General features: G+C 28.8%; 15 protein-coding genes. All 15 read right to left on the reverse strand.

All coding sequences use genetic code 11. The features are described 5' to 3' along the window. Window positions 1-2 precede the first annotated feature (2 nt). The 15 genes from UEQ13_RS10655 to UEQ13_RS10725 all read right to left on the reverse strand — a co-directional run bounded on the left by UEQ13_RS10655 (window position 3) and on the right by UEQ13_RS10725 (window position 21,957). A complete protein-coding gene (locus UEQ13_RS10655; protein WP_329806328.1) occupies window positions 3-1,238 on the reverse strand; it encodes a TRAFAC clade GTPase domain-containing protein in 1,236 nt (411 codons plus the stop codon). A 14-nt stretch (window positions 1,239-1,252) separates the two neighbouring features. Continuing rightward, window positions 1,253-2,227, reverse strand: a complete 975-nt coding sequence (locus UEQ13_RS10660) for a hypothetical protein (protein ID WP_329806329.1) — start codon at window positions 2,225-2,227, stop codon at window positions 1,253-1,255. A gap of 10 nt (window positions 2,228-2,237) precedes the next feature. Next, complete coding sequence (locus UEQ13_RS10665) at window positions 2,238-3,608, reverse strand: S8 family peptidase (protein WP_329806330.1); 1,371 nt, start codon at window positions 3,606-3,608, stop codon at window positions 2,238-2,240. 3 nt (window positions 3,609-3,611) lie between these two features. After that, on the reverse strand, window positions 3,612-4,121 hold the full coding sequence (locus UEQ13_RS10670; RefSeq protein ID WP_329806331.1) for a hypothetical protein: 510 nt from the start codon (window positions 4,119-4,121) through the stop codon (window positions 3,612-3,614). Window position 4,122: 1 nt separating this feature from the next. Next, window positions 4,123-4,893 carry a hypothetical protein gene (locus UEQ13_RS10675; RefSeq protein WP_329806332.1) on the reverse strand — a complete coding sequence of 257 codons (771 nt, stop codon included), beginning with the start codon at window positions 4,891-4,893 and terminating at the stop codon, window positions 4,123-4,125. A gap of 3 nt (window positions 4,894-4,896) precedes the next feature. After that, window positions 4,897-7,677 carry a virulence factor SrfC family protein gene (locus tag UEQ13_RS10680; RefSeq protein WP_329806333.1) on the reverse strand — a complete coding sequence of 927 codons (2,781 nt, stop codon included), beginning with the start codon at window positions 7,675-7,677 and terminating at the stop codon, window positions 4,897-4,899. An 8-nt stretch (window positions 7,678-7,685) separates the two neighbouring features. Further along, complete coding sequence (locus UEQ13_RS10685; protein WP_329806334.1) at window positions 7,686-10,700, reverse strand: virulence factor SrfB; 3,015 nt, start codon at window positions 10,698-10,700, stop codon at window positions 7,686-7,688. A gap of 281 nt (window positions 10,701-10,981) precedes the next feature. Continuing rightward, entirely contained in the window at window positions 10,982-14,434 is a 3,453-nt protein-coding gene (locus tag UEQ13_RS10690) for a DEAD/DEAH box helicase family protein (protein WP_329806335.1), read from the reverse strand. A 43-nt stretch (window positions 14,435-14,477) separates the two neighbouring features. Beyond that, complete coding sequence (locus UEQ13_RS10695) at window positions 14,478-15,032, reverse strand: hypothetical protein (RefSeq protein WP_329806336.1); 555 nt, start codon at window positions 15,030-15,032, stop codon at window positions 14,478-14,480. A gap of 24 nt (window positions 15,033-15,056) precedes the next feature. Further along, window positions 15,057-15,686, reverse strand: coding sequence for a hypothetical protein (locus UEQ13_RS10700; protein ID WP_329806337.1), 630 nt, complete (start codon window positions 15,684-15,686; stop codon window positions 15,057-15,059). Window positions 15,687-15,750: 64 nt separating this feature from the next. Beyond that, window positions 15,751-17,046 carry a DUF2130 domain-containing protein gene (locus UEQ13_RS10705; RefSeq protein WP_329806338.1) on the reverse strand — a complete coding sequence of 432 codons (1,296 nt, stop codon included), beginning with the start codon at window positions 17,044-17,046 and terminating at the stop codon, window positions 15,751-15,753. 340 nt (window positions 17,047-17,386) lie between these two features. Further along, the gene (locus tag UEQ13_RS10710; RefSeq protein WP_329806339.1) at window positions 17,387-17,812 is read right to left on the reverse strand and encodes an endonuclease domain-containing protein; all 426 of its coding nucleotides are present in this window, start codon (window positions 17,810-17,812) and stop codon (window positions 17,387-17,389) included. 347 nt (window positions 17,813-18,159) lie between these two features. After that, window positions 18,160-19,383: a restriction endonuclease subunit S gene (locus UEQ13_RS10715; protein WP_329806340.1), complete on the reverse strand. Its 1,224-nt coding sequence runs from the start codon at window positions 19,381-19,383 to the stop codon at window positions 18,160-18,162. Window positions 19,384-19,534: 151 nt separating this feature from the next. After that, the gene (locus UEQ13_RS10720; RefSeq protein ID WP_329806341.1) at window positions 19,535-20,389 is read right to left on the reverse strand and encodes a hypothetical protein; all 855 of its coding nucleotides are present in this window, start codon (window positions 20,387-20,389) and stop codon (window positions 19,535-19,537) included. Window positions 20,390-20,391: 2 nt separating this feature from the next. Then, window positions 20,392-21,957 (reverse strand): class I SAM-dependent DNA methyltransferase, encoded by a 1,566-nt coding sequence (locus tag UEQ13_RS10725; RefSeq protein WP_329806342.1) that lies wholly within the window; start codon window positions 21,955-21,957, stop codon window positions 20,392-20,394. Window positions 21,958-22,267 lie beyond the last annotated feature (310 nt).

Raw genomic sequence — 22,267 nt, forward strand, 5'->3', positions numbered from 1 at the left:
ACTTAATTGAATACTTTATGAGAGCCCCCTTTTACAATAAAGGAATCGTTTAATAAGATTTCTAATAAAGTTTCAGAATACTTTTTATCAAATTCTTCGACTACTGCACCCCAACGTAATTTACCGATTGAAAATGGCAATGATTTTATTCTAAACTTGTATTTTGAGTTATCTCTTAAGTTAAAGCAATTTGTTATTAACGCTTTAAAATGAGTATTGATATATTCTAATGCTAAATCACCATCTTCTCTATCGTCAAAACCATATTCGTTGTCTTTTAAATAATCGAATTTATTGGTTACGAAATAAATCGCATCAATTGAATCTGCAATTCCTTCTGATTTTAATATTTGTAAAATATTTGGATACACTAAAGATTGGTCTAAAGTTTTAGCATCATAATTTCCATGAATCATGGAATCAATTACTATAAAAAATATTTTTTTATTATTGTTATTAATATATTTTAAAAAATCTTGTGCTTCTCCTGTTTCAGTTATGTTTTTGAAAATTTCTCCAGGGACATCTACAATATTTAATGGATGCGCAATACCATTTTCGTCATTTATTGAAACTGGTACATAAATATATGAATTATGTGCAGTTCTAGGTGGAATAAAGCCTCTACTTAAATTTTGTATAATAGTTGTTTGAAAATTAATACCTTGGTTTCCAGCATAAGTATCTGATATTAATGCGCCTTTTTCATGTGCTACTTTTAATAAACCTGTTAGCATAGTTGTTTTACCCGTTCCTGCTAAACCTATGCAATAAATATCTGTTCTACCTTCTTGCATTTCAGGTAATTCATTTACACTATAAGATGTAATAGTTGTATCTGATTCTACATAATTCACTAAAGCTTTTTTTAATCTATTAGATAAATCAATTTCTTCGATATCTGAAATTGAAATGAATTTTGATTTTATAGCACTTTTAATATCATCTGCATTAATTTTATTATTTTTTATTTTTTCTAATATTTCAATTTTTGCGTGGTTTTTATGAGCTAATTGCATTTCTTCTTCTTCTTTCCTTTTTCGCTCTATTTCTGCTTGAATTTTTGCTTTTGCAACTATATCAAATTCCGTTTTTACAGCTTCTAATTTAGTAAAATCTAAACCTGCTTCTTGAAAATCTAGAATAGTAAAATTATTTTCATTAATTAATTTTACTAATTGTTGAATTTCTAAATTATTACATTCAAGTAATATTTGTTTTTTAATTATATCGTTCATCTTGATGTCTATTATTATTCAATTTCTCTTACTAATTTTTTTGCTTGTTCAGATAAAGAAAAATCTGTTTTCAACGTTCTTCTAATTTTACCTAAAATATAAGGAAGTAGTATTCCTAAATGTATAATTAAAATAACAAAACCAATAAAGCCATAGTTTGGTTTGTATAATATGGTTAGCTTAGAAGGACTATCAAGGGGTAATAATTTTGAACTTCCTACATTAGGTATTGGAGTATTATCAAAAGGTAAAAGTTTAATTTTTTCGTTAACATTATTATAACTTTCTTCTACATAATTATTTAAATTGGCATAAGTAGTCATAATACTTAAACGTTGCCAATTTTGAAATACTTTCATGAATTTTTCACTGTTTTTTGCGATATTTACATTAAAATATTTTTTGTTTGCTTCTACTTTAATATGTAATGGAGATATAGTAGCAATAGTAACCTGGTTTACATCAATATAACTAGGTGAATTTAAAACAGTAGTACTTACATTAAAAGGACTATTTTCTAATTTATTACGCAATACATTACTTTGATATTTTTTATAATTTGTTAGTTTTGTTCTTAGATCTGCTTCAAAATCTTGTATTTCGGTTTTACTTCTTTTATCATAAGTGTCTACAAAATATGAAGTTAGTTTTATTTTTTGAATTGCTTCTTCTTGTATTTTTGGTTTAGCATTAAATTCTATGTTTAAAAAATGTGACATAAAAATAAAACTAACAAAAGCTAAAACTGTGAAAAACACAATAAATATAATAGCAGGATGTTTGTAATTCTGTCTTACTAAGGCTTCTTTATTTTCAGTCATTTTTGCTACTGTAAAATAATATAAAACTGTTATAAAGAAACTTATTATAAAACTAAAAACTGTATTTCCTTTGGTTATATATAAAAGTGCTAAAAAGTTAGAACAAAGTAAAATAAGTAAAAAAGTATTTGATACAATATCGACAAAGGCATAATTTTTTTGTTTCATTTTGTAAATATTAAAAATTGTTTATGTATAGTTGTTTAATGTTGTTTTTCTGAATACTATTTGTTGAAAGATAAGTTTTCACCTCTTCAACTGTGATGTTTTTGTTTTTAGATTTTAGAAGCGCGACTATTCCAGAAACTATTGGAGCTGCCATACTTGTACCTTCTAAGAATTCGTATTTATTATTAGGTTTTGCTCCTAAAATATTTGTTCCTGGAGCATAAATATTTGTAAAGTCACCAAAATTTGAAAATTGTGCTTTTTGATTTTGTTGGTTAAATGCTCCAACTTTAATCGTGTTCTTTGAACGTTGGAATGGATCAATGCCTGTTAATACATTACTATTTCCAGATGCTAAAACACAAATAGTATTATTTTCTGCAGCATAAGTAAATAAATCGTCCCAAAATTCTTCTTCATCTTTAGCGGAAGAATTAATAATGTTTTTTTGTTGCTCTAAAGAAACATTAACACCTAATGGAATATTCATACCTAAAGAAAGATTTACTACATCAGCATTATTTTTTATTGCATAAAGTACAGCATCTATTATGTAAGAATTAGTCATGAACCCATTTTCATCTTCTACTTTAATTGGCATAATGGAACAATCTGGGCAAATCCCTACTACACCTTGATTATTATTTCCATTTGAAGCTATAGTTGAGGCTACATGAGTACCATGATTTACATTACTCGGACTTACATTAGTGCCTTTAGAAATACTATTAAAAGCTTGTTTAATTTTACCTTTAAGTTCAGGGTGATTTATATCAAAACCATTATCAATAACTGCAACTAAAACATCTTTATTGCCGGTGCTTTTGTCCCAAATTTTTTGAACATTGATAGCATTAAAATACCAATTTACCTCTGATTTTTTTAATAAAGGGTCAGAATATGTTTTAGTATAACCAAATATCGTTTCGTCCCAAATTAAAAGTTTATAATTGGTTAGTTTAGATTTAACTTCATTTTTAAAAACATTTCTATCTTCTTGTGGTAGTTGAACTTGTAATCTATTAATTACACTATCAATATAAACAATTTTATAATCCTCAGAAGTGTATTCTTGTTTTAAATCGTGAGCAAATTTTGCTATTGAACCTTTTTTATCTTTTAGTGCAATGTTTACTAAATTTGAGACAATTTGTTTATTATTGGTTGAATCAATAACTATTTTTGATGTATCTATAGGAATTAATTTTCCAATTTCTTTAGGCAAATATTCTTGTTGCCAATATACCTTTTCAACTATAATTTCAGAATTGGAACTCTGAAATTTTAAATTTTTTAAAATTGAAATCCAAAAAACAATCATAAGCAAAAAAGCTAACAATAAGGTTAGATAATAATAAAAAGGGAATTTAGTTGGTTTCATGTGCTAATTTGGACAGTTTACAATATACTCCCAATTGGTTTTATCTTGTGGTGCATTTACAATTACTTTGCAATTATAGTTAGAACCCGATGGATTGTATTCAAATTCTAATGTTCCTAAACCACTTACCAATCCATCGGTTTGTGCTACTATTTCATTATTATAATACACAATCATTTGATCTGGTATATTTTGCATATTATATTTAATCACTACTTTTCCAGAATTTTGCCCTAATTGATGTGTTGTTTCAGTTGTACCTTTACCACCCGATTTTACTGTTGCATCACAATCAACTATTTCATTTTTTACAGAAGACGAATCGACAACAACTGCTGTTGTATCAATAGATTCAATATTTTGACATTCTTCTATTTTTTGTTCTAAATCATTAATTTTTTGTTGATAATCAGGACAAGTCGGATTCCATAATAAAGCATAAATAAGTAATCCTAATAATAGAAAAAATAATATGTAATACAATATCCAGTTTTTATAAAAAAAATCTTTCATTTTAATATTTTAATGATTTAACAAAAAACACAATAATTATCAAAGTTGTTAATACCAAAAGTAACCACCAATAGTTGGATGCAAACCATTTTAAAAATTCTAAAAATGAGTTGGGTTCTTGTGTTTCAATTTCAGCTACAACTTCAGGTTCAATTTCTTCAGGTTTATCAATTGGACTTTTAGGATCATCTATTTCTTTTTCATTATCCTCCTCAGAAGTAACATCTGAAACATTATCAACTTCAATTGGTTCTTTTATTGGTTCTGAAACAGGAATTCCATTTGGATCTGCTTTTATTGAATTCTGTTCTTCTACTTTAGGATTATTGTCAAAAATTGGTTTGTAATTATTATTGTTTTCAAATTCCCAACCCCATACAATACAAAAATTAGTGCCGTTGCTAAATATTAAATTGTTTTTTTTATTAAAAACTAAAGCTAGTAAATTTGCCCAATATATATTATTTTCATCTTTTGATGTACTTAGAGTTGCAATTTTATCATTTATTAATTGCATCAAATTCCAATATTCATGTAATATTGAATTTTTGTTTTCAGTGGAATCGATACTTACTAAATTTGGAAAAACAGAATAGAAATCAATTTCAAAATTATTTTTAACAGGTTTAGCAAGTACGTTTCTATAATTTTTTTCAGAACTTAAATCTTTAGCAATAAAACTGGCTATTTTATCAAACAAATCAAATAAAAAAGATTTGTCATGGGATATTGGAATATATTGTTCAGTAGCAATTTGATGAAATTTTTCCATAATTTAATTAAAATTTAGTGGTTGGAATTTTGTTAAAATACTCTTCAATTGATTATTTGCTGCTTCATCATACGTAACAAAACCACTATTAGTAATTGTTGCAATTCGTAATAAATCAATCCACTTGTTGTATTTACCTAAAATAACTTTTTGAACATCAATACTTTCTTCTGTGTCCTCAAACAATTTTTTTAGTTGCTCATCAGTAACTGTTTCAGTATTATTGTAGTATTTTAAATTTAAATTAAATTTTTCTAATTCATTAATTTCTTCTTGCTGAATATAATTTTTGTCAAAATTATAAATTAAGTCATTTATTATTAATGTAAAGGTTTCGGATAAAAATATTGTTATTTCTTTATTAGATTCAATATTAGAAATTACATTATTTACAATCTGCTCGTATTTATTTTTTATATTTCTTTGATTAATGATTTTTTCAAAGAAATCAATTAAAAACAGGATGCTGTTTTTAGTAATTCCATTTTTTAAGAAATAAGAAAATTTCTCTAGTTCATTTTTTGTTATATTTTCTTTCCAATACTCAAAAGTTAAGTCCGTTAAGATTTCCGATTTTGATTTGCTTTTTTTGGACTTTACAAAAATATTTTTATCTATTTTATGATTTTCTAATAATGTTAAAACTTCATCATCAGTTGTTAACCATAATGCTTTTTTTAAAATTATAATGGCTTCTTGTAATGTCTGGACATTTTTAAGTTCAGGAAATTGAGTGATTAAAATATTTGATTCGTCAATTCCTTCCATGTTTTTTTCTCCAACATCAATAGTCATATTTTTATTTAAATGATTAAAAACATCTTTAGAATCAACAGACAAGCACATAATCAAATCATTAAAAGCATGAATGTTTTTAACTATAAGCGCACTAAAAGAAAAAAGAATTTCATTCACATCTTTCATGTTTCTTGCTCTTATTTCATTTATGTCATCTGTATGAATATGTTGTTTTAAATCATATACCAACTCATTTGTTAGCTCGTTAATTTTTGTAATATATCTATTTATTTTACTTGTATTATTTGAAACTTTTGAAAGATTATTAATAATTAATTCCACACCATTTGAATTCATAGAAGTTGTATTATTCCAAGATTCTACAGGATTATTAAAATGTTTCTTAACGAAATTATGATTTACAAAAGAATTCTCTAGTTCTTTAAAATAATTAGTTCTTATTGGGTTAAACTCTTTTTCTAAACCATTTACTTCAAAACCTAAATAAAAATCATTTGAATATTTAAAATCTCTTAATAAATAAAAATTCTTAAAACAACTATTGTTAACCCACTCATTGTGCCAATTTCTTGTAGGAGTAACTAATTCATTTTCAAAAAACGTATTAAATCTTGTATTCCACTTGTACTCTAATTTATTTTCAGTAGTTTCAAAATTAATATCATTAGTTGAATCGAATTTTAATTGATTATTGAAAAAAGTAAACACAATAAATAAAGGTGGAATCTCTGAACTATTTAAAGAGTTAATTCTTTCTTGTGGATTTGTTCCAATATTATTATTAATCCAATTTTCTAATAAATAAGGTAATTCATTTACTGACAACTGTTGATCATTAGTACAAAACAATAAATTATTAATATTAAAATCGTCTGAATATTTATTAAACAAATAAGAAACTTTTCCTCTTAATAACATTTCAGGAATTGCTTCATTATTTATTTCTTCAATTTCAATTGCTTTTCTACTTCTTGCGCCAGGAAAATCTAATAAATCAGAGTTATTTAAAAACTGTTTGTTTTCTGCTAATTCTTCTGGTATAGTTAAAATTAACTCTTCGATTAAGGCAGCTAAAAAAGAAGGCTGAATTTGATAGGAATTACCATTATCACCCTTTATTGTAGTGTTTTCTGAAATTTTATAGATTTCGTTTATTCTTTTAACATCAAGAATTTCATTTCCTTTTTCTCTTAATATTTCTTCAAATTTCACATAAACAGTTCTAGAAAAATCTAAAGAATCTAGTGACTTAATTAAAGTAGTAAATAATTCTGAAAAATATTTATTTTTATTCCATAATATTTCAAAAATCAAAGTCCAATCTTGTGGATTAATTTTATGAATTATTTTTCCCACTTTTTCAAAAAACAAGGTTTCTTCAAAATTTTGAAAATGTAAGGCAAACTTATTTAAGTGTTTTTTAAAGTATTCTTTAACTTCAAGCACTTCAAATTCAGTAAAATTATTTTGTTTATAGTTATCGTTAACTAATTTATTTAACTTTATAAGATGGTTTTCAATTTCATTTTTTTCAATTATTGTTGTAATTTTTTTGGAATCAAGATAAAAAGAATCTAAGCTAACGGTTAGTAAATCTTTTGGTGAAAGTAATTTTACTTTAATTGGAAAATCAGAATATTTTTCGTTTTTATCAATGGTAAAACGTGTTACAACCCCTGTACTTTCTGCACCTGTACCAGGTGGGTTTATATCTTTTAAAAAATCGTATTTTTGAGTACCATTTGAAATATAAAAAGGTGTATTGTTTTCACTTAATAGGTTTTTAATTAAATAGGATTTGCCCACTTGACTAGCACCAAAAACTGCTATAACTGGTTTAGAGTTTATATTTGAATCAATTTTATTTAAAACATTAATAGTGTTTTTTAATTTACTATTTAATTTATTATGACTATCGTATTTTAGATTGTTATTACTCCAATTTAAAGCCTCTTTTATAGTATCTATACTTAAACCAATAGTGTTCTTTATTTTGCTAATATCGTTGTTTGAAAAATTTTCCATGTTGTACATTAATTTACATTTAAAATAAACTCACAAGTATCTAACCAGTATCCTTTTTCATCTTTTAAAGTTTGGTAGGTAAAGTTTAAATATTTAACTGGTTTATCATTTCCTTCACTATCTTCAATACTTTCAATTTTTAATGATTCTTTTGATTCATCAAAGTCTCTAACAATATTAATTTTCAATGGTAAATTTTGCAATATTTTATTTTTTTCAACATTTAATTCATTCAAATAATAGGCATTTTCTTTATTCGGATTTCTATTTTTTAAAATTTTCAATATTTCATCATCATTAAATGACAAACAGTTAAGATTGAAAAGTGGATAATTTTTTGAATTGAACTTAGAATAGCCAAAATACTCAGGAATTTTATTTATATTAATAGTAACGTCATTTTTCTTTGAAGATAATATTACTTCATTGGAGTAATTAGAAACTTTTAATATGTTATCGGCAGTTGAAATAATATTATTTTTTAAATATTCAATATTCAATTCAAAATCATTCATCTTCTTTAATTTACCTGACATAAGAGCGATGATTGCTCCAACAGAAACAACTGTTTTTGCATCTTTCATATTACCATTATCATCTGCAAAAGGAAACCACTTGCCTATCCAAATATGATTTAAATTTATTAATTTATTTGGAGAACAATCTAGATACTTCATAAATAAAGCTTCTAAAACATTAGAAGAACATGGCTTTCCAGAGAGAATAATATAATCACAATTGTATTGATTTAAAATTAAAGCCACTTGCTTAACTAAACCATCAAAAACCGAACTAATAATCTCATTTACTTTAGCATTATTTGTATTCCATTTTATGTCTAAAAAGCTAAATCCAAAATACTTTTCAAAATAATCCAAAAGCTCTTTATTCTTAAATTCTTTTCCTAAAATATCTTCAAATTTTACAAACTGATTATTTGATTTCTCATTAGAATTAGTCAAATAATAATAAGCAATTGGTATGGCCACTTGATTGATGAAATTTTTTCTCATTAACCTTGCAACTAGTCCAATGTTATTAGTGTTTTGACCAAAAAAACCGTTTAATTTTTCATTAATATTTTCTATACCGATGGACTTTGCGTGGTTTTCAATTACACCACAAGTTCCATTATCATTCTCGTTCTGTATTGTACCTTCAATGATTATTCTCTGAATAACTTCTTTTAACAAATCATCTCCTGCTAATTTAAAGCTTTCCCAAAATAGAGGTTTTGGGGTTGCTTTTACTTTATCATTAAAAGAAAAGTCATAAGTATTAATCATTAAATCTGATGTACCAGCTCCAATATCAATTGAACCAATAGTAAGCGAATTGTTTTTATTTAGAAGATAATTTTCAATAACATACTTATGATTTTTTAATTTATTTGAAAGTAAATCATATAAAAAAACTAGTTGACAACTGGTTGACTCATCATAGTTCCAATCTTTTCTTTCTTCTTGCTGCGAAAGCTTTTTTTCTAAATCTTTAATAGATGGAATAATTTCTGGCATTTCAAACCAAAATTTATTATTTTCTTCTTCAAAATAATATTTAACATAATTATTCAATAACATGCAAGCATCTTGTGCTGCTTTTCTTAACTCAATTTGTTCTTCTTGAATCATTCCAGTTGGACAAGAAATCGTTATTCTTTTTAGAGTCCTTGGTCTTGTTAAGTTTCCATGCTCTTGTCTGAATTTAAAAGAGTTAATTTGAACATAAGCATGAATTAATATTTCTAAAAACACAAACTTCATTAATGAGTTTTTTGAATATAAAGACTTAGCACCAAAGACCTCATTTTTATTAATTAAATCACCTTTAGTATTTAATTGTTCTGAAATACCTGGCAAATAAACTTTTTTGATAGTTTTGTTTTTAAAAGGGTAAAATTCCCATTCGAAATTTGCCGTTTGTTTATCCCATAAGTATCTTTTAGGACTTGAATTATAGGAAATAATTTCCTTTCCATGATTTAAATTAATGGAAGCTTCATTAATAATATCTTGAGCTTCATAACCAATTCTTACTAAACTTGGTATTTTAAATTTATCATTGTGGTAATTCGTGTTTTTAAAATTTCCAAAATTTGATTCACAAAAAATTATGTTCATTGGAAATGAATTTTCATATTCCAAATGAGGATTTGTAAAGCTCTGAATTTTTAATTTTTTTACCTTATCAAATTGAAAACTTGTTGCTTCGTTGTTTTCAAATAATAACGCACAAGAAGCTGAGTTACCTAAATCTACAACTAAATCCACTTCAATTTTTTTAGAATCATCTGTAAACAACTGAATTTCAGGTAAATCTTTTAATGAAAATAGCCATTTACATAATAAAACATAATTTGCAATATATTGTTTATAAGGTTTTTCAAGTTTTAAATCTTCATTATTACCATAATATACTTCTGCCAAATATTTATCTAGCCAATTATTTTGAGGTGTAAATAAAAAATCTCTTAATTCGATTTCTTTAGCATTTAGCTTGAAAATATTTTCTTCGGGATTTTGGCTTAAACTTGGGCTAGTTTTGTCAAAGGAGTTTTTTGCAGTTGTAGTGTCAATTGCTAAAATAATTTTCGCATTATTATATTCCTCATCAGTATCGATATAAACTCTAATCCAATCTGTAGGATATAATATATTCTTGTTTATGGAGTTGTCCTTGAAAAAAGGTAAAGGAATCCATTTTTTTTTATAATGTTTTAATACTTTTTTTAAGTTATTAACCGTAAAATTAGAATTGATTTCTTCAAGAGATGATAAATCGGCATCCTCTCTTAATATTTCATTTATTAAATAATTATTTTTAATTAAATCCTCTTTCTTATAAAAGCATTCATTTCCTTCTTTAGAAACCTTATAGAGTGGATCAAATATAAAATTAGAAATATTTGTATCTAGTGGTTCATGAAAATGAACTTTATTTATTTTAGAAAATTCTAAATCTATAGTTGCTTCAAATTTTATATATTGAATACTGGTATTTGAAATAAGTGAAATTCTTTTCATTAAATGTACTATAATGGTATTTATAAAATGCTAATCTTACATTCTCTTAATATAAACCTATTCAATCTTAAACAAGTTCTACTTTTCAAAACTACCATATAAAAAAAAATTGATTTTACGGAAAACCGTAAAATCAATAAAAATTTTAATTTTAATAGGAATTAAAAGATTAGAATATAGATATATTGGAATAGAATTATCTATCAAATCAAGGTAATAAAGTAAGAATCTTTACGTTTAAAAAATAAGTGTAGATGTGAGAAAATTATATTAAAATCATATTATCCCATACCTGCATTTTGATTAACTTCCTCAATTAATTTAATCACTTTAACTAACTTTTCTTCATCTGGAAATATACCTATTACTCCATTATCATCTAAATCATTAAAAGGTGGTTGCGTTAACATAGTTTTTTCAAGTATGCCGTTTTTATTTAAATAATCAATGATTTTTTGAATAAAGGTAATTTGATTGGAATTAAGATTTTCATTTTGAATAAAGGTTGCAAAATGACTTTGTGCTACTTCAATATCTAAGCCTAAAATTCTTCTTATAAATACACTAAGAGGTTGCTCTTCATATTCTGAAAACAAACGGTCTTTACTTTCAGCTTCCTGCATTAAAAAATGCTCCAGAATAATTAATTCAGAAGATGTAATTGGAATATTTTTATATAGCTTATCAATTACTAAATGATTTTTATTTTTTCTGATAAATGATTCCACTCTATCACGATAACTTTGAAGTTTAGTATAGTTGTCTAAAATAAAATGTTCTTTTACCTCATCAAGTGGAAGTTCATCTGTAAAATCTGAATATATAGGTTTTTCCTTGTTTTCGTCTTTAAGAAACTGAATTAGCCCTCTTAATTCCTCCCTTGTTTTCTCTAATTGCAATAAGGAAATATTTTGCCAAAACGTGTCTGAAATAATAGCATTTATGGTATTTATCTTTTGGGCAACTGCAGGGATATTTCTTTTTGTAAAAAGCATATTTCCAATAGTATTAATATTTTCGATATGACGAATTTGTTTATTGCTTTGATGGATTATAGCTAATTCTAATTGGTAAATTAACAAATCAAATCGTTTGGCTAATTCATCTGTATCTTCAGAATAGGCGACTAAATGAGAAATATTTTGTCGTACATCAAGTTCATCACTATGCGTTAAAGCATTCCAGTTGGACCAACTCTTATATTTATTTACGTAACGCAAATGCTTTCTTACTTCAAATCGATTGGTATCTAATTGATTTACTTTTTCAAACAAGTTTTCCTTGTATATTTTAGCCAATTCATCATCTTGTTCATTTGCATCTGCATTGTTTTGAATACTCAGAATAATTTCTAATTGTGTTTCAAAAAGTAATTGGTGCAAAGGCTTTGTTGTAGAAGGAATAAAGCCATCAGGAAATTCATCAAAAAATTCAAAGTTGCCACAAATGTCAAAAATCAAAAAGAATTCTTTATCCTTTCCTTTTCCGAAAATATTAGGACACAATCGTGTGCCTCTTCCAATCATTTGCCAATATTTTGCATACGATTTTACTTCTTTGAAAAACACCAAATTTAAGACTCTTGGCGCATCTACACCTGTATCCATCATATCTACAGAAACAGCAATTTGAGGATCTTTTTCTTCTCCTTTATCAAAACAAAAACGTTCTAATAAATCTTGTGCTTTATCTTCGTAGTTATCAATAACACGTAAAAATTTACCTCCAAATTCTGGATAATTTTTATTAAAACGTTCTTCTATGTATATAGCGTGCTGATGATTTTTAGCAAAAATGATTGTTTTTCCTAATTTATCGCCACTTTCAATTTTCTGACCATATTTCATTAAATATTCTAATACTTTATCTACTGTATCATCATTAAATAAAAATGAATTGATTTTACTTTTTGAGATTTCGGGTATTCCTGTATCAGATTCATCTCCTTTTATACCAAAAAGTTCTTCAAAACGAACTTTGTCTCTTTCGCTTAGTTCTGAATATTTTAATCCTTTTCTTGGAAATTTAAGTGGAATTTCAAATGCTTTTGGCGGCACTAAATATTTTGCTTCTACCGCTTGAGTCAATTCATAAGCAAACGTGGGATTATCATCTTCAATTTGAAAAAGATGATAGGTATTTTTGTCTATTTCCTTTTTAGGCGTTGCTGTTAAGCCAATTAAAACTGCATCAAAATAATCGAAAATCGCTTGGTATTTTTGGTAAACGGAACGGTGTGCTTCATCAATGATAATGACATCAAAATGACCAATCCCATAAAAACGTTCGTTTTCACTTTTGAGAGTATCAATTTTGTTTAGTATTGTAGGATAAGTAGAAAAGACCAATCTGGTATTATTATCTTCTTTTTCTTTAGTTAAATCGATAGCACTTAAATGAGGTAAATGTTCTTTAAAAGCATTTTTAGCTTGTGTAACTAAGGCATTTCTATCCGCTAAGAAAAGTACTCGCTTTGCCCAATTGCATTTAGTAAACATATCAACCATTGCTGCAGCGGTTCGTGTTTTACCACTACCTGTAGCCATAACTAGTAATGCTTTTCTGTTTTTTCCAATCAGTTTACCATTTTTTGAGACTACTAAAGTTTCGGCTATTCTTTTAATAGCTTCTAATTGATAAGGACGTCCAGCAATATTTGTATTTACAGAAAAATTTCTAATGTCTAAACGTTCAAAACGTCTTTTCATTAGTAATTGTAATTCTTCTTTAGTGTAGAAACCTTGTACTTGACGTTCTGCATAAAACGAATCGTCCCAAAGAAAGGTTTCATATCCATTTGTATAAAAAATTATAGGTCGTTGTCCTGTTTTGTTCTCTAAACAATCTGCATATAAACTGGCTTGATGTTTTCCTTTTTTCGCATCGTGTAAAGTGCTTTTTGCTTCCACAACTGCTAAGGGTTTTCCATTATCATCCCAAAGTACGTAATCGACATAACCAAATCCAGTTTTATTTGTAGTGATTGGCATTCCTTGTACTTCATATTCAATTTCGATACCTGGACGTAGCTTTTCCCAACCTGCTTCTTTTAGTAATAAATCTATTAAGACTTTTCGAGTTTGTATTTCAGAAGTTAATTCAGGAACAACCTCTTGAGTTTTGAAAATTGTTTTTCTTTCTTCTTTACGTTCAGCAATTAACTGTAATTGATTTTCAAGTTGCTGTTTTAGTTTTTCATTTTCTTCTGCTAGAATCGCATTTTGCTTTGCGTTTCTTTTGGCTTGTTCTCGTTCTTTTTCGAATTGTTCGGTTACTGCTTGTAGTTCTTTTTTATTTTTATCATTAACATCTCCATACGGAATCAATCGTTCATCAAACTCAGGTATGTCAGGATTACTTTCACTGTAATATTTGCTTAACCAAGATAAAAAACGAAAGGTGTTTTTGAGTGATTGTAAGGCTTCTAAAGCTCTTATGTTTTTCCCGTGAGCCGCATTGTTTCCATACAAACGAACTACATCTAACTCAATCAACATACTTGGTTTTAGTATGGCTTTGAAACTATCGTTGTGCAGTAAAGCACCAAGTTTAGTATCATAAGGCAATTCTAAATCTTCATCATTTTGATACAACCAAAAAATGGTTTTCTCTAAGGTGCTTCTACACAATAAAGCGGCATAACGAGGTGCTGTAAAAGTATGTTTTTCAGCATCGCTTATTTCGTTAAAAATGGCAGGGAATTCTTTTTGAAGAAATAGAAAGTTAGAGTTCATTCATTAAATTTTGTACTAAAATACTACTTTTTTTATTAAATAGTTAATGTCTACATAAAATTGGGTGACCAAATTCTAATCTCCATAATTTTTCTAAGTCTGAAGCATAATTCAGGTATGCATCAGGATCATTTAAAAAAGGTAAAAGTTTTTTATTTTCCTCATCATCAAAATCAAAAAAACTTACCGCCCAATTACTCTTGTCTTCATAACGCTCGAAAATATTCAACGATCCGGTTTTAGCATTTTTTGCATTAAACTCTTGCAAAAGTCGCTCTCTTAATCCGGATTTTTTTGTTTCACTTTTAAAACCACCAATGCCGTTATACACTAAAGTAAAACCCTCCTTTTTAATACCACATATATTTTCCAGTCCTTTTCGCTGATTTATTAATTTAACTAAGGGAACTTTTTTGGTGCTTTTATTAGTGTCATCGATAGAGTTAGCTAATTCCTCCAAGGATAAACTTGTCCAAATCCAATACAAACCTCTACGTTTTCTTGGTAGTTTTTTTATATCAAATTCGTTAAATGGGCAAAAAGTGCTGTGCTGCATTTCCTCTATTTGTCTTACTATTTGCTTGTAATTTACTGCCATTTTACTGTTTATTTGAAAACTTATTTATTTTAATCCCAAAGAAATTCCATGTTCAAAACTCACCAATCTTTCATCGGAACAATCCACCCACGCATAAGAATATCGACCGTAAAAGGTTTCATTTACCTCTATTACTGCATTCCAATAATTGCTATTATCTACACCACTTGGATCTAAAAAAAATAATTTACAAACTTTACCTTCTTCATTTTCTTCAAAACCCACAGCCAATAACCAGTGTGCTAAATCAACTCCATTTACTCCAATAATTGTAGGTTTGTTTTGTTTAAGTTGCTCAATGCAAAAATCAATTAAAGCTCTTCCTTTTTGTTCAGAAACATTTAATTCTAATGTGTTTTTAAAACTATGCTCTAATAAATCTTGCAATTGATTTAGATGTGTGCCATTCTGAAACAAAGTATCATGTTCTTGCATTTTGGTAAGCATTTTTCCAAATCTAGAACTTCGCTTTGTCCACCATAAATTTGTAGCATCATTATATTTAATAACTCCTAAAATTATTAATGTCATAAATAAACAATAAGGACCACAAGCACCATCTACAGAACCTTGTTTCAGAAAGACTTGTTCCGTTTTCGCTACAAGAAATCCTTTTTTTATGTCTAATTGATCGATTATTTTTATAGTTTTCATTTATTTTTTGATTTTTAATAGAGTTTAGAAAATTAGTCCTATCAAGATTATAAAAATAACATCTTTACAACTCATCAAACTTAGCTTTCATAGTAGGATTTCCGTGTGTTAGTTTCTTAATCGTTAAATCATCCGCCTTTTGATTGGCTAAACGTAAATTATTGTCTGATGATAATAAAGCATCTTTTGTTTTTTGTAGATGGTCAATGGTTTTATCTATTTCATCAATAGCAGTTTTGAATTTTTTACTGGCTAATTCGTAATTTCTGGCAAAACCTTCTTTGAATATGTTTATTTTTTCCTCAAAGTTGGTGATGTCAACATTCTGATTTCTTACTAATGCCAGTTCTGCTTTGTATTTTAGCGAATTCATTGCCGCATTTCGTAATAACGTAATAATAGGAATAAAAAATTGAGGACGTACTACATACATTTTAGGAAACTTATGAGAAACATCTACAATACCTGAATTATAATACTCGCTTTCTGCTTCTAAAAGAGAAACCATAACCGCATATTCACATTTTTTTTCGTTACGATCTTTGTCCAGTTCTTTAAAAAAATCTTCGTTTTTCTTTTTGGTGGCCGTTTCATCTCCTTCGTTTTTCATTTCAAACATGATGGAAATAATTTCATTTCCAGCTTCATCTGTTTCTCTGTAAATGAAATCACCTTTACTTCCCGATTTTGAATCGTTATCTTTTTCGAAATACGCATTTTGAAAAGCGGTGGCACGCAGTTTATTAAACTCTGTTTCGCAGTGTTGCTCTAAAGTTTCTCCTATCATTTTTGTGGATAGCTTTAACTTCATGTCTTTGCGTAGTGCAATTTCTTCGTCCTTCAGTTTAATAATTTCGTCTTTGGTTTTAAGCTCTGCCGAAAATTTATCTTTGAGTGTGTTTTCTAATAATTGTTTGTCCGTGTCTTTTGCTTTTACTTCGTTGACTAATTGGTCGCGTTCTTTTTCAATTAATTGAACGGCTTCCGTTACCGCTAATTTTTTCGCCACCTCAGCATTTTCTAATTTTGCTTGTAGTTGCGTAACTTCATTTACATTTTGCGTTTTAAGTTGTAATAACTCGTTATCTTTTTGCGAAAGCTTTTGAGATAATTCTATTTCCTTATCCGATTTAAGTTTGGCTAATGCGGCATCTTTTTGAGCTAATTGTTCTTGCAACGAATTTTTAATAGTTGCTTCAGCTAATTTAACGGCACTTTCTTTTTCCTTTTCGGCAAGGTTTAATCTGTTTTGTAGTTCTTCTTCAAACTGATGATCACGTACTTGCTTTACAATATCTGCAAAACCTGCTTCATCTACTTTAAAGGCTTTATGACAATTAGGACAAATGATTTCATTCATGATTTTTTATAGTTTTTAGTTGTGTGTTTCTTGTTTTTTATATTTTCTATCAACATTTCTATCAACATTTAGGTGTTATTTCATGGCAAAATGTTGATATAGATTTTCCACCTCGCTCTACGAACACCTCTCCGGAGTATTTTCCACCCCGGCTTTCAGCTACCCCTCCAGAGGAGGGGAAGTATTGCGTAAAATTACCGTTCCTACTTCCCCTCTTTTTAAGAGGGGTGCCCGTAGGGTGGGGTGTTTTTTCCTCTTTTTTAGTGAGCTTATCCCATTTTCAAGAAACGTACCTTACGGGATGTGTTTTTCTTTTTTTATGAAAACCAAAGTGTCTTTTTTACTCTGATACCCCATAGTTTTCAATAATATAGTTTTCCAATTCTGACATTACTTTTTCTAAATCGTGTTTTACTCTAAAATCAGAAATTCTGTAAACAACTAATCCTAAATTAATTAAAAATTCTTCCCGCATAGCATCATATTCTTCTTTTCCATTATGACTAGAACCATCAATTTCAATGATTAAACCTAATGATTTTACATAAAAATCAACAATAAAACTTCCAATGATTCTTTGTCTATCAAAATCGATATTCCAAAAAGTGCCTGCACGCACTTGTCTCCAGAAAACAACTTCCGATAGCACGCCCGCTTTACGTAATGCTCTTGCTCTATTTCGTAACGCTTGATTGGCGGGCAGTATTGGGATTTGTCTCCGATATATTGGATTATTATGAATGTGTGTAAATAATACAGTTTTCATTTTAATACTTATTTTTTCGTTCCTATTCACCTATCGAAGTATGTTTTCCACCCCACAGTATGGGCAACCTCCAGAGGATATTTTCCACGGTACCCTACGGAGTATTTTCCACCCCACCCTACGGGCACCCCTCCGAAGGAGGGGAAGGATTGCGCTAACTTACAGTTTCTACTTCCCCTCTTTTTTTAAGAAGGGTTAGTAGATGGCTAGGGTGTGTGTGTTTGCTGTGTGTTTTTCCACCCCACCCTACGAACACCTCTCTGGAGTATTTTCCACCCCACCCTACGGGCACCCCTCCGAAGGAGGGGAAGTATTGCGCTAACTTACCGTTCCTACTTCCCCTCTTTTTAAGAGGGGTGCCCGTAGGGCGGGGTGTTCAACTCCCCATTAAAAGCCTGTTGCAACAACCCTTGAAACAAAGCCTCACTTTTTGCCAATGCCTCTTGTGCTTGTTGTTTTTGGGTTTCAATAACTGCTACACGTTCTGCAAATTGGTTTTGGAGGTCAACCGAAGGACAAATTAAATCTTTCGCAAGTAATTTTGCTTTTGAGATATTTGGCATTGATCCTGATGTTCCAGAAGCTAAAGATTGAATTTCTGAACTAAATTTATTGTGATTTAAAAGATAATATAAAAATAGAGGATTAGCTTTTTCGAGATTGTAAACAAGCCTAAATACAGTATCAGGCAATAATAATCGAGATTCAGTTTCATAAACAAAAGCAGTTTTCCCAACCATATGATAAGTATTTTTTCTTGTAAACAATAAATCCCCTTGTTTAACTTCACAATCAATTTTTGAGTTAGGAATATCAAATTCATATTTTTTATTCTCATTGGGATTGTATGTTCCATAAGAAACCGCACCAAGTTTTAACACTGCCCATTCATTTTCATCCCTTCTTGAATAATTTTCACAAACTGGACTCCATCCACTTTCAATTTTTGTTAGCACATTAGAAAATTTAGTAAGATTCCACCCTTTTTCATTCTTCACAGGATCTCCAAACATATCCAAAAACAAACTTTGCGTTAGCGCCTCGTATTTTTCAATAAGTTGTTTATTGTATTGGCGTAGTTCATCCGCTTTGTCAAGGATGTTGGCTATTTTTTGTTGGTTGGCGAGGTTTGGGAGTGGGATTTCGAGTTCTTTAACAATACCTAATGAAATATTGGCTAATGCAGCTCCAACAGCTCTGTTTAATAATTGTTCTTTTATAGTCGTAAACCAATATTTTAAATATTTGATATCTAATTGGTTTTTATCTTTGATATTAATACCAAGTATTGCTTGGTTTGTAGATAAATCAATCTTAGCTATTGCTGTTTTACCAACTGAACCATACATTGCAAGAAGAAGAGTTCCTTTTTTAAACAATCTATTATTTATAGATTTTAAACCTAAATCTGTTATGTGTTCTTCTGTTTTATAAATATAACCATCATTACTTTTTTCTAAATCACTAATTTTAGACCAAGGAATTGTACCATGATAATATTCAGCTTTACTTCTTGATGGAGTACCGCCACTTTGCATAGTACAAAGTTGATTTAATTTAACTTTCTGCATTACTTCTATCTTTAGTATATTTGTAATATAATTTTTTATACGCCCACTCACTTCTAATGAGTAAGTCCCAGGTTCGAATCCTGGCGCGATTGCAATTTTGAGAGGTTTTTGGTTTGAATCCAGACAAGGTCACAAAAAAATAATTCTTTCGCTACGAGGCCAAATCCTTAAACTTGTTTACCTTTTCTGCATTTGCCATCAACTGGATGAATGTTTCGTTGGCTATTATTGGTGCCACTATGGTATATTCATCTATACGCGTCCAAGTGTTTGGTAAAATAGCATTCAAATCATCGTTAGTTATAGCAATGATTTCCTTATCGTTTTTCTGAAACAAAATATAATCATACTTATCAATAATACAAGCTACTTGGTTAGTTAGTAGTTTTACAATTTTCTTTTCACTTTCATCATTACCTACTTCCATTACAGTACCATAAGAATAATCGGGAAGTTCATAATTAACTTTTTTAATTAAATTGTGCATAATAACTAAAAGTTCTTCATCACTATTTGTATGATATGTTGACATAAAATCTACTCCAAAATGAACTTTTCTTTTGGGACCATCAATTGTAATGTAATCACCTATTTGTTCAATAATAGTTTTCATCAACGAAGCGTCATGAAGTTGCATTTCATTAATTTCATTTATAGGAAACATTTCGTCTTCAATAGGAATTAATTTTAAACTTTCATCATCCTCATTATCTTCCTCTTCATCCTCTATAAAAATAGTTCCTTCAAAAACTTCACAAATGAGGTTTGCAATGTATTGCGTTATATTATAATCTGTGGTGTTAGACATTGCGGTATTTCGCAACTCTACTAATCCATTTTCTATACTTACATCTACTCCACGTGTAGAGTTGTTGTTTTGCCAAAAATAGGAAAGGTTATCACTTCTTTGTTCAAATGAAATTTCAGGTGCATTTTTTGAAAGTATTTCATGCAACTTTTCAAAATCGAACGACACTTGTGTTTGTATGTAATGATTAATACTCATAATTATTTGGATAACATCTTTTCCAATTCTTCCATAGCTTCCAAACGTTTTTGGTCTATCGCTTTAATATCTGCAATAAGTGTTTGTGGTTTTTCATAAATCACTTCTTCGTACACTATTTCTTTGTAGCGGTTGATGCTTAAATCATAATCGTTGGCAACAATGTCTGCTTTGGGTACAAGGAAAGATTTTTGGGTTCTGTCCGTAAACTTCCCCTCTTCCAGAGGGGTGCCCGATAGGGCGGGGTGTCTCCAATCGTTAAGAATAAAAGGAATATCACATTTATCGGCTACTTCGTTGGCTACTTTTTCTGGATTGGCGAAAACTTGTTCTAATTGCTCATCAGAAATTAAAGCATTACGTTTGTCATCTAAACTAAAACCATCGGCTTGCATGTCATAAAACCAAACGTTATCTGTACCACCAGAATTGGTTTTGGTAAATAACAAAATAGCTGTACTAACTCCTGCATACGGTTTAAAAACACCACTTGGCATAGAAATTACACCTTGTAATTGTTGGTTTTCTACTAATTCTTTACGGATGTTTTTGTGTGCGCCTGAGCTTCCAAACAATACACCATCAGGAACAATTACTGCTGCTCGTCCACCTAATTTTAGCATTCTTAAAATTAAAGCTAAAAAGAGTAATTCCGTTTTTTTGGTTTTAGTGACTTGTAATAAGCTACTTTCTACTTCGTCATAATCCAATGCGCCTTTAAATGGTGGATTCGCTAAGACTAAAGAATATTTTCCGTTGATAGTGTTATTTTCTGCTAAAGCACTTCCACCAACTAATTGAGGCGATTCGATACCATGCAACTGTAAATTCATAGAGGCAATACGCATCATAGAAGGATCAATTTCTAATCCGTTAAACATTTGCGTATTATAATGTTCACGAAAGTTTTTATCTAAAAACAAATCGTTGTGTTTATCGTGAAAATATTGTCCGGCTGCCACTAAGAAACCAGCTGTTCCTAAAGATGGGTCGCAAATAGTATCATCAGCTTTTGGTTGAGTCAATTCCACCATCATTTGGATTATATGGCGTGGCGTACGGAATTGTCCGTTAGTACCTGCTTCGGCAATTTTACCCAACATGTATTCGTATAAATCACCTTTGGTATCTCTATTTTGTAAAGGCAGTTTATCAATTTGTTGGACCACTCTATCTAATAGTTTAGGAGTAGCTATCATGAAAGTTGCACCTTTAATGTATTCCGTGAATTTACCACCATCTTCACCTAATGTTTTCATGAAATCAAACACGGTTAAATCGTTCAAATGACGTTGCGGACGTACAAATAAATTGAACATTACTTCAGGATCTTTATCTTTAAAATAACTCCAACGCAATTCATTTTGACTTTCTGCATAAATTGGTTTCTTGTTAGAACCGCCTAGCATACTAATTTCTTTTTCAATAAGAATTTGTTTATCGTCTAATTGTTTCAAGAAGATTAGGTAGGTAAATTGTTCAATTACCGTAAGTGGATTGGAAATTCCACCGGTCCAGAAGTCGTTCCAGATTTTGTCAATTTGAGATTTTAATTCGCCTGTTATCATTTTATTCTATTTTTTCTATTAAATGTGCTACAATTTGTAGTTGGTTTTTATCCTTTTAAGTTTTCACCATGAGAAAGTAGAAACACTACTAATTCATAATTAGGTTTATTATTTTATTTATTGTCTTCAAAATTATAGGATTTTGATGGATGTATTGGTTGCCAAAATGGTAGTGGTTTGAGAATAATACAAACATACAAAAAAGGGTAGGATATTAAATTGTGGAAATCCGTAAACAAGCAACATTTTATAAACAAAATGTGTTAAAATGAATTACTGCTTTAGTCTGGATGTTTTAAAATAATGATTT

Source organism: Flavobacterium facile, assembly GCF_036321945.1.
Lineage (GTDB): Bacteria > Bacteroidota > Bacteroidia > Flavobacteriales > Flavobacteriaceae > Flavobacterium > Flavobacterium facile.

Excerpts from the sequence above, each read along its gene's own strand:
- UEQ13_RS10655 (WP_329806328.1), bottom strand. The coding sequence starts at position 1,238 with ATGAACGATATAATTAAAAAACAAATATTACTTGAATGTAATAATTTA.
- UEQ13_RS10660 (WP_329806329.1), bottom strand. The coding sequence starts at position 2,227 with ATGAAACAAAAAAATTATGCCTTTGTCGATATTGTATCAAATACTTTT.
- UEQ13_RS10665 (WP_329806330.1), bottom strand. The coding sequence starts at position 3,608 with ATGAAACCAACTAAATTCCCTTTTTATTATTATCTAACCTTATTGTTA.
- UEQ13_RS10670 (WP_329806331.1), bottom strand. The coding sequence starts at position 4,121 with ATGAAAGATTTTTTTTATAAAAACTGGATATTGTATTACATATTATTT.
- UEQ13_RS10675 (WP_329806332.1), bottom strand. The coding sequence starts at position 4,893 with ATGGAAAAATTTCATCAAATTGCTACTGAACAATATATTCCAATATCC.
- UEQ13_RS10680 (WP_329806333.1), bottom strand. The coding sequence starts at position 7,677 with ATGGAAAATTTTTCAAACAACGATATTAGCAAAATAAAGAACACTATT.
- UEQ13_RS10685 (WP_329806334.1), bottom strand. The coding sequence starts at position 10,700 with ATGAAAAGAATTTCACTTATTTCAAATACCAGTATTCAATATATAAAA.
- UEQ13_RS10690 (WP_329806335.1), bottom strand. The coding sequence starts at position 14,434 with ATGAACTCTAACTTTCTATTTCTTCAAAAAGAATTCCCTGCCATTTTT.
- UEQ13_RS10695 (WP_329806336.1), bottom strand. The coding sequence starts at position 15,032 with ATGGCAGTAAATTACAAGCAAATAGTAAGACAAATAGAGGAAATGCAG.
- UEQ13_RS10700 (WP_329806337.1), bottom strand. The coding sequence starts at position 15,686 with ATGAAAACTATAAAAATAATCGATCAATTAGACATAAAAAAAGGATTT.
- UEQ13_RS10705 (WP_329806338.1), bottom strand. The coding sequence starts at position 17,046 with ATGAATGAAATCATTTGTCCTAATTGTCATAAAGCCTTTAAAGTAGAT.
- UEQ13_RS10710 (WP_329806339.1), bottom strand. The coding sequence starts at position 17,812 with ATGAAAACTGTATTATTTACACACATTCATAATAATCCAATATATCGG.
- UEQ13_RS10715 (WP_329806340.1), bottom strand. The coding sequence starts at position 19,383 with ATGCAGAAAGTTAAATTAAATCAACTTTGTACTATGCAAAGTGGCGGT.
- UEQ13_RS10720 (WP_329806341.1), bottom strand. The coding sequence starts at position 20,389 with ATGAGTATTAATCATTACATACAAACACAAGTGTCGTTCGATTTTGAA.
- UEQ13_RS10725 (WP_329806342.1), bottom strand. The coding sequence starts at position 21,957 with ATGATAACAGGCGAATTAAAATCTCAAATTGACAAAATCTGGAACGAC.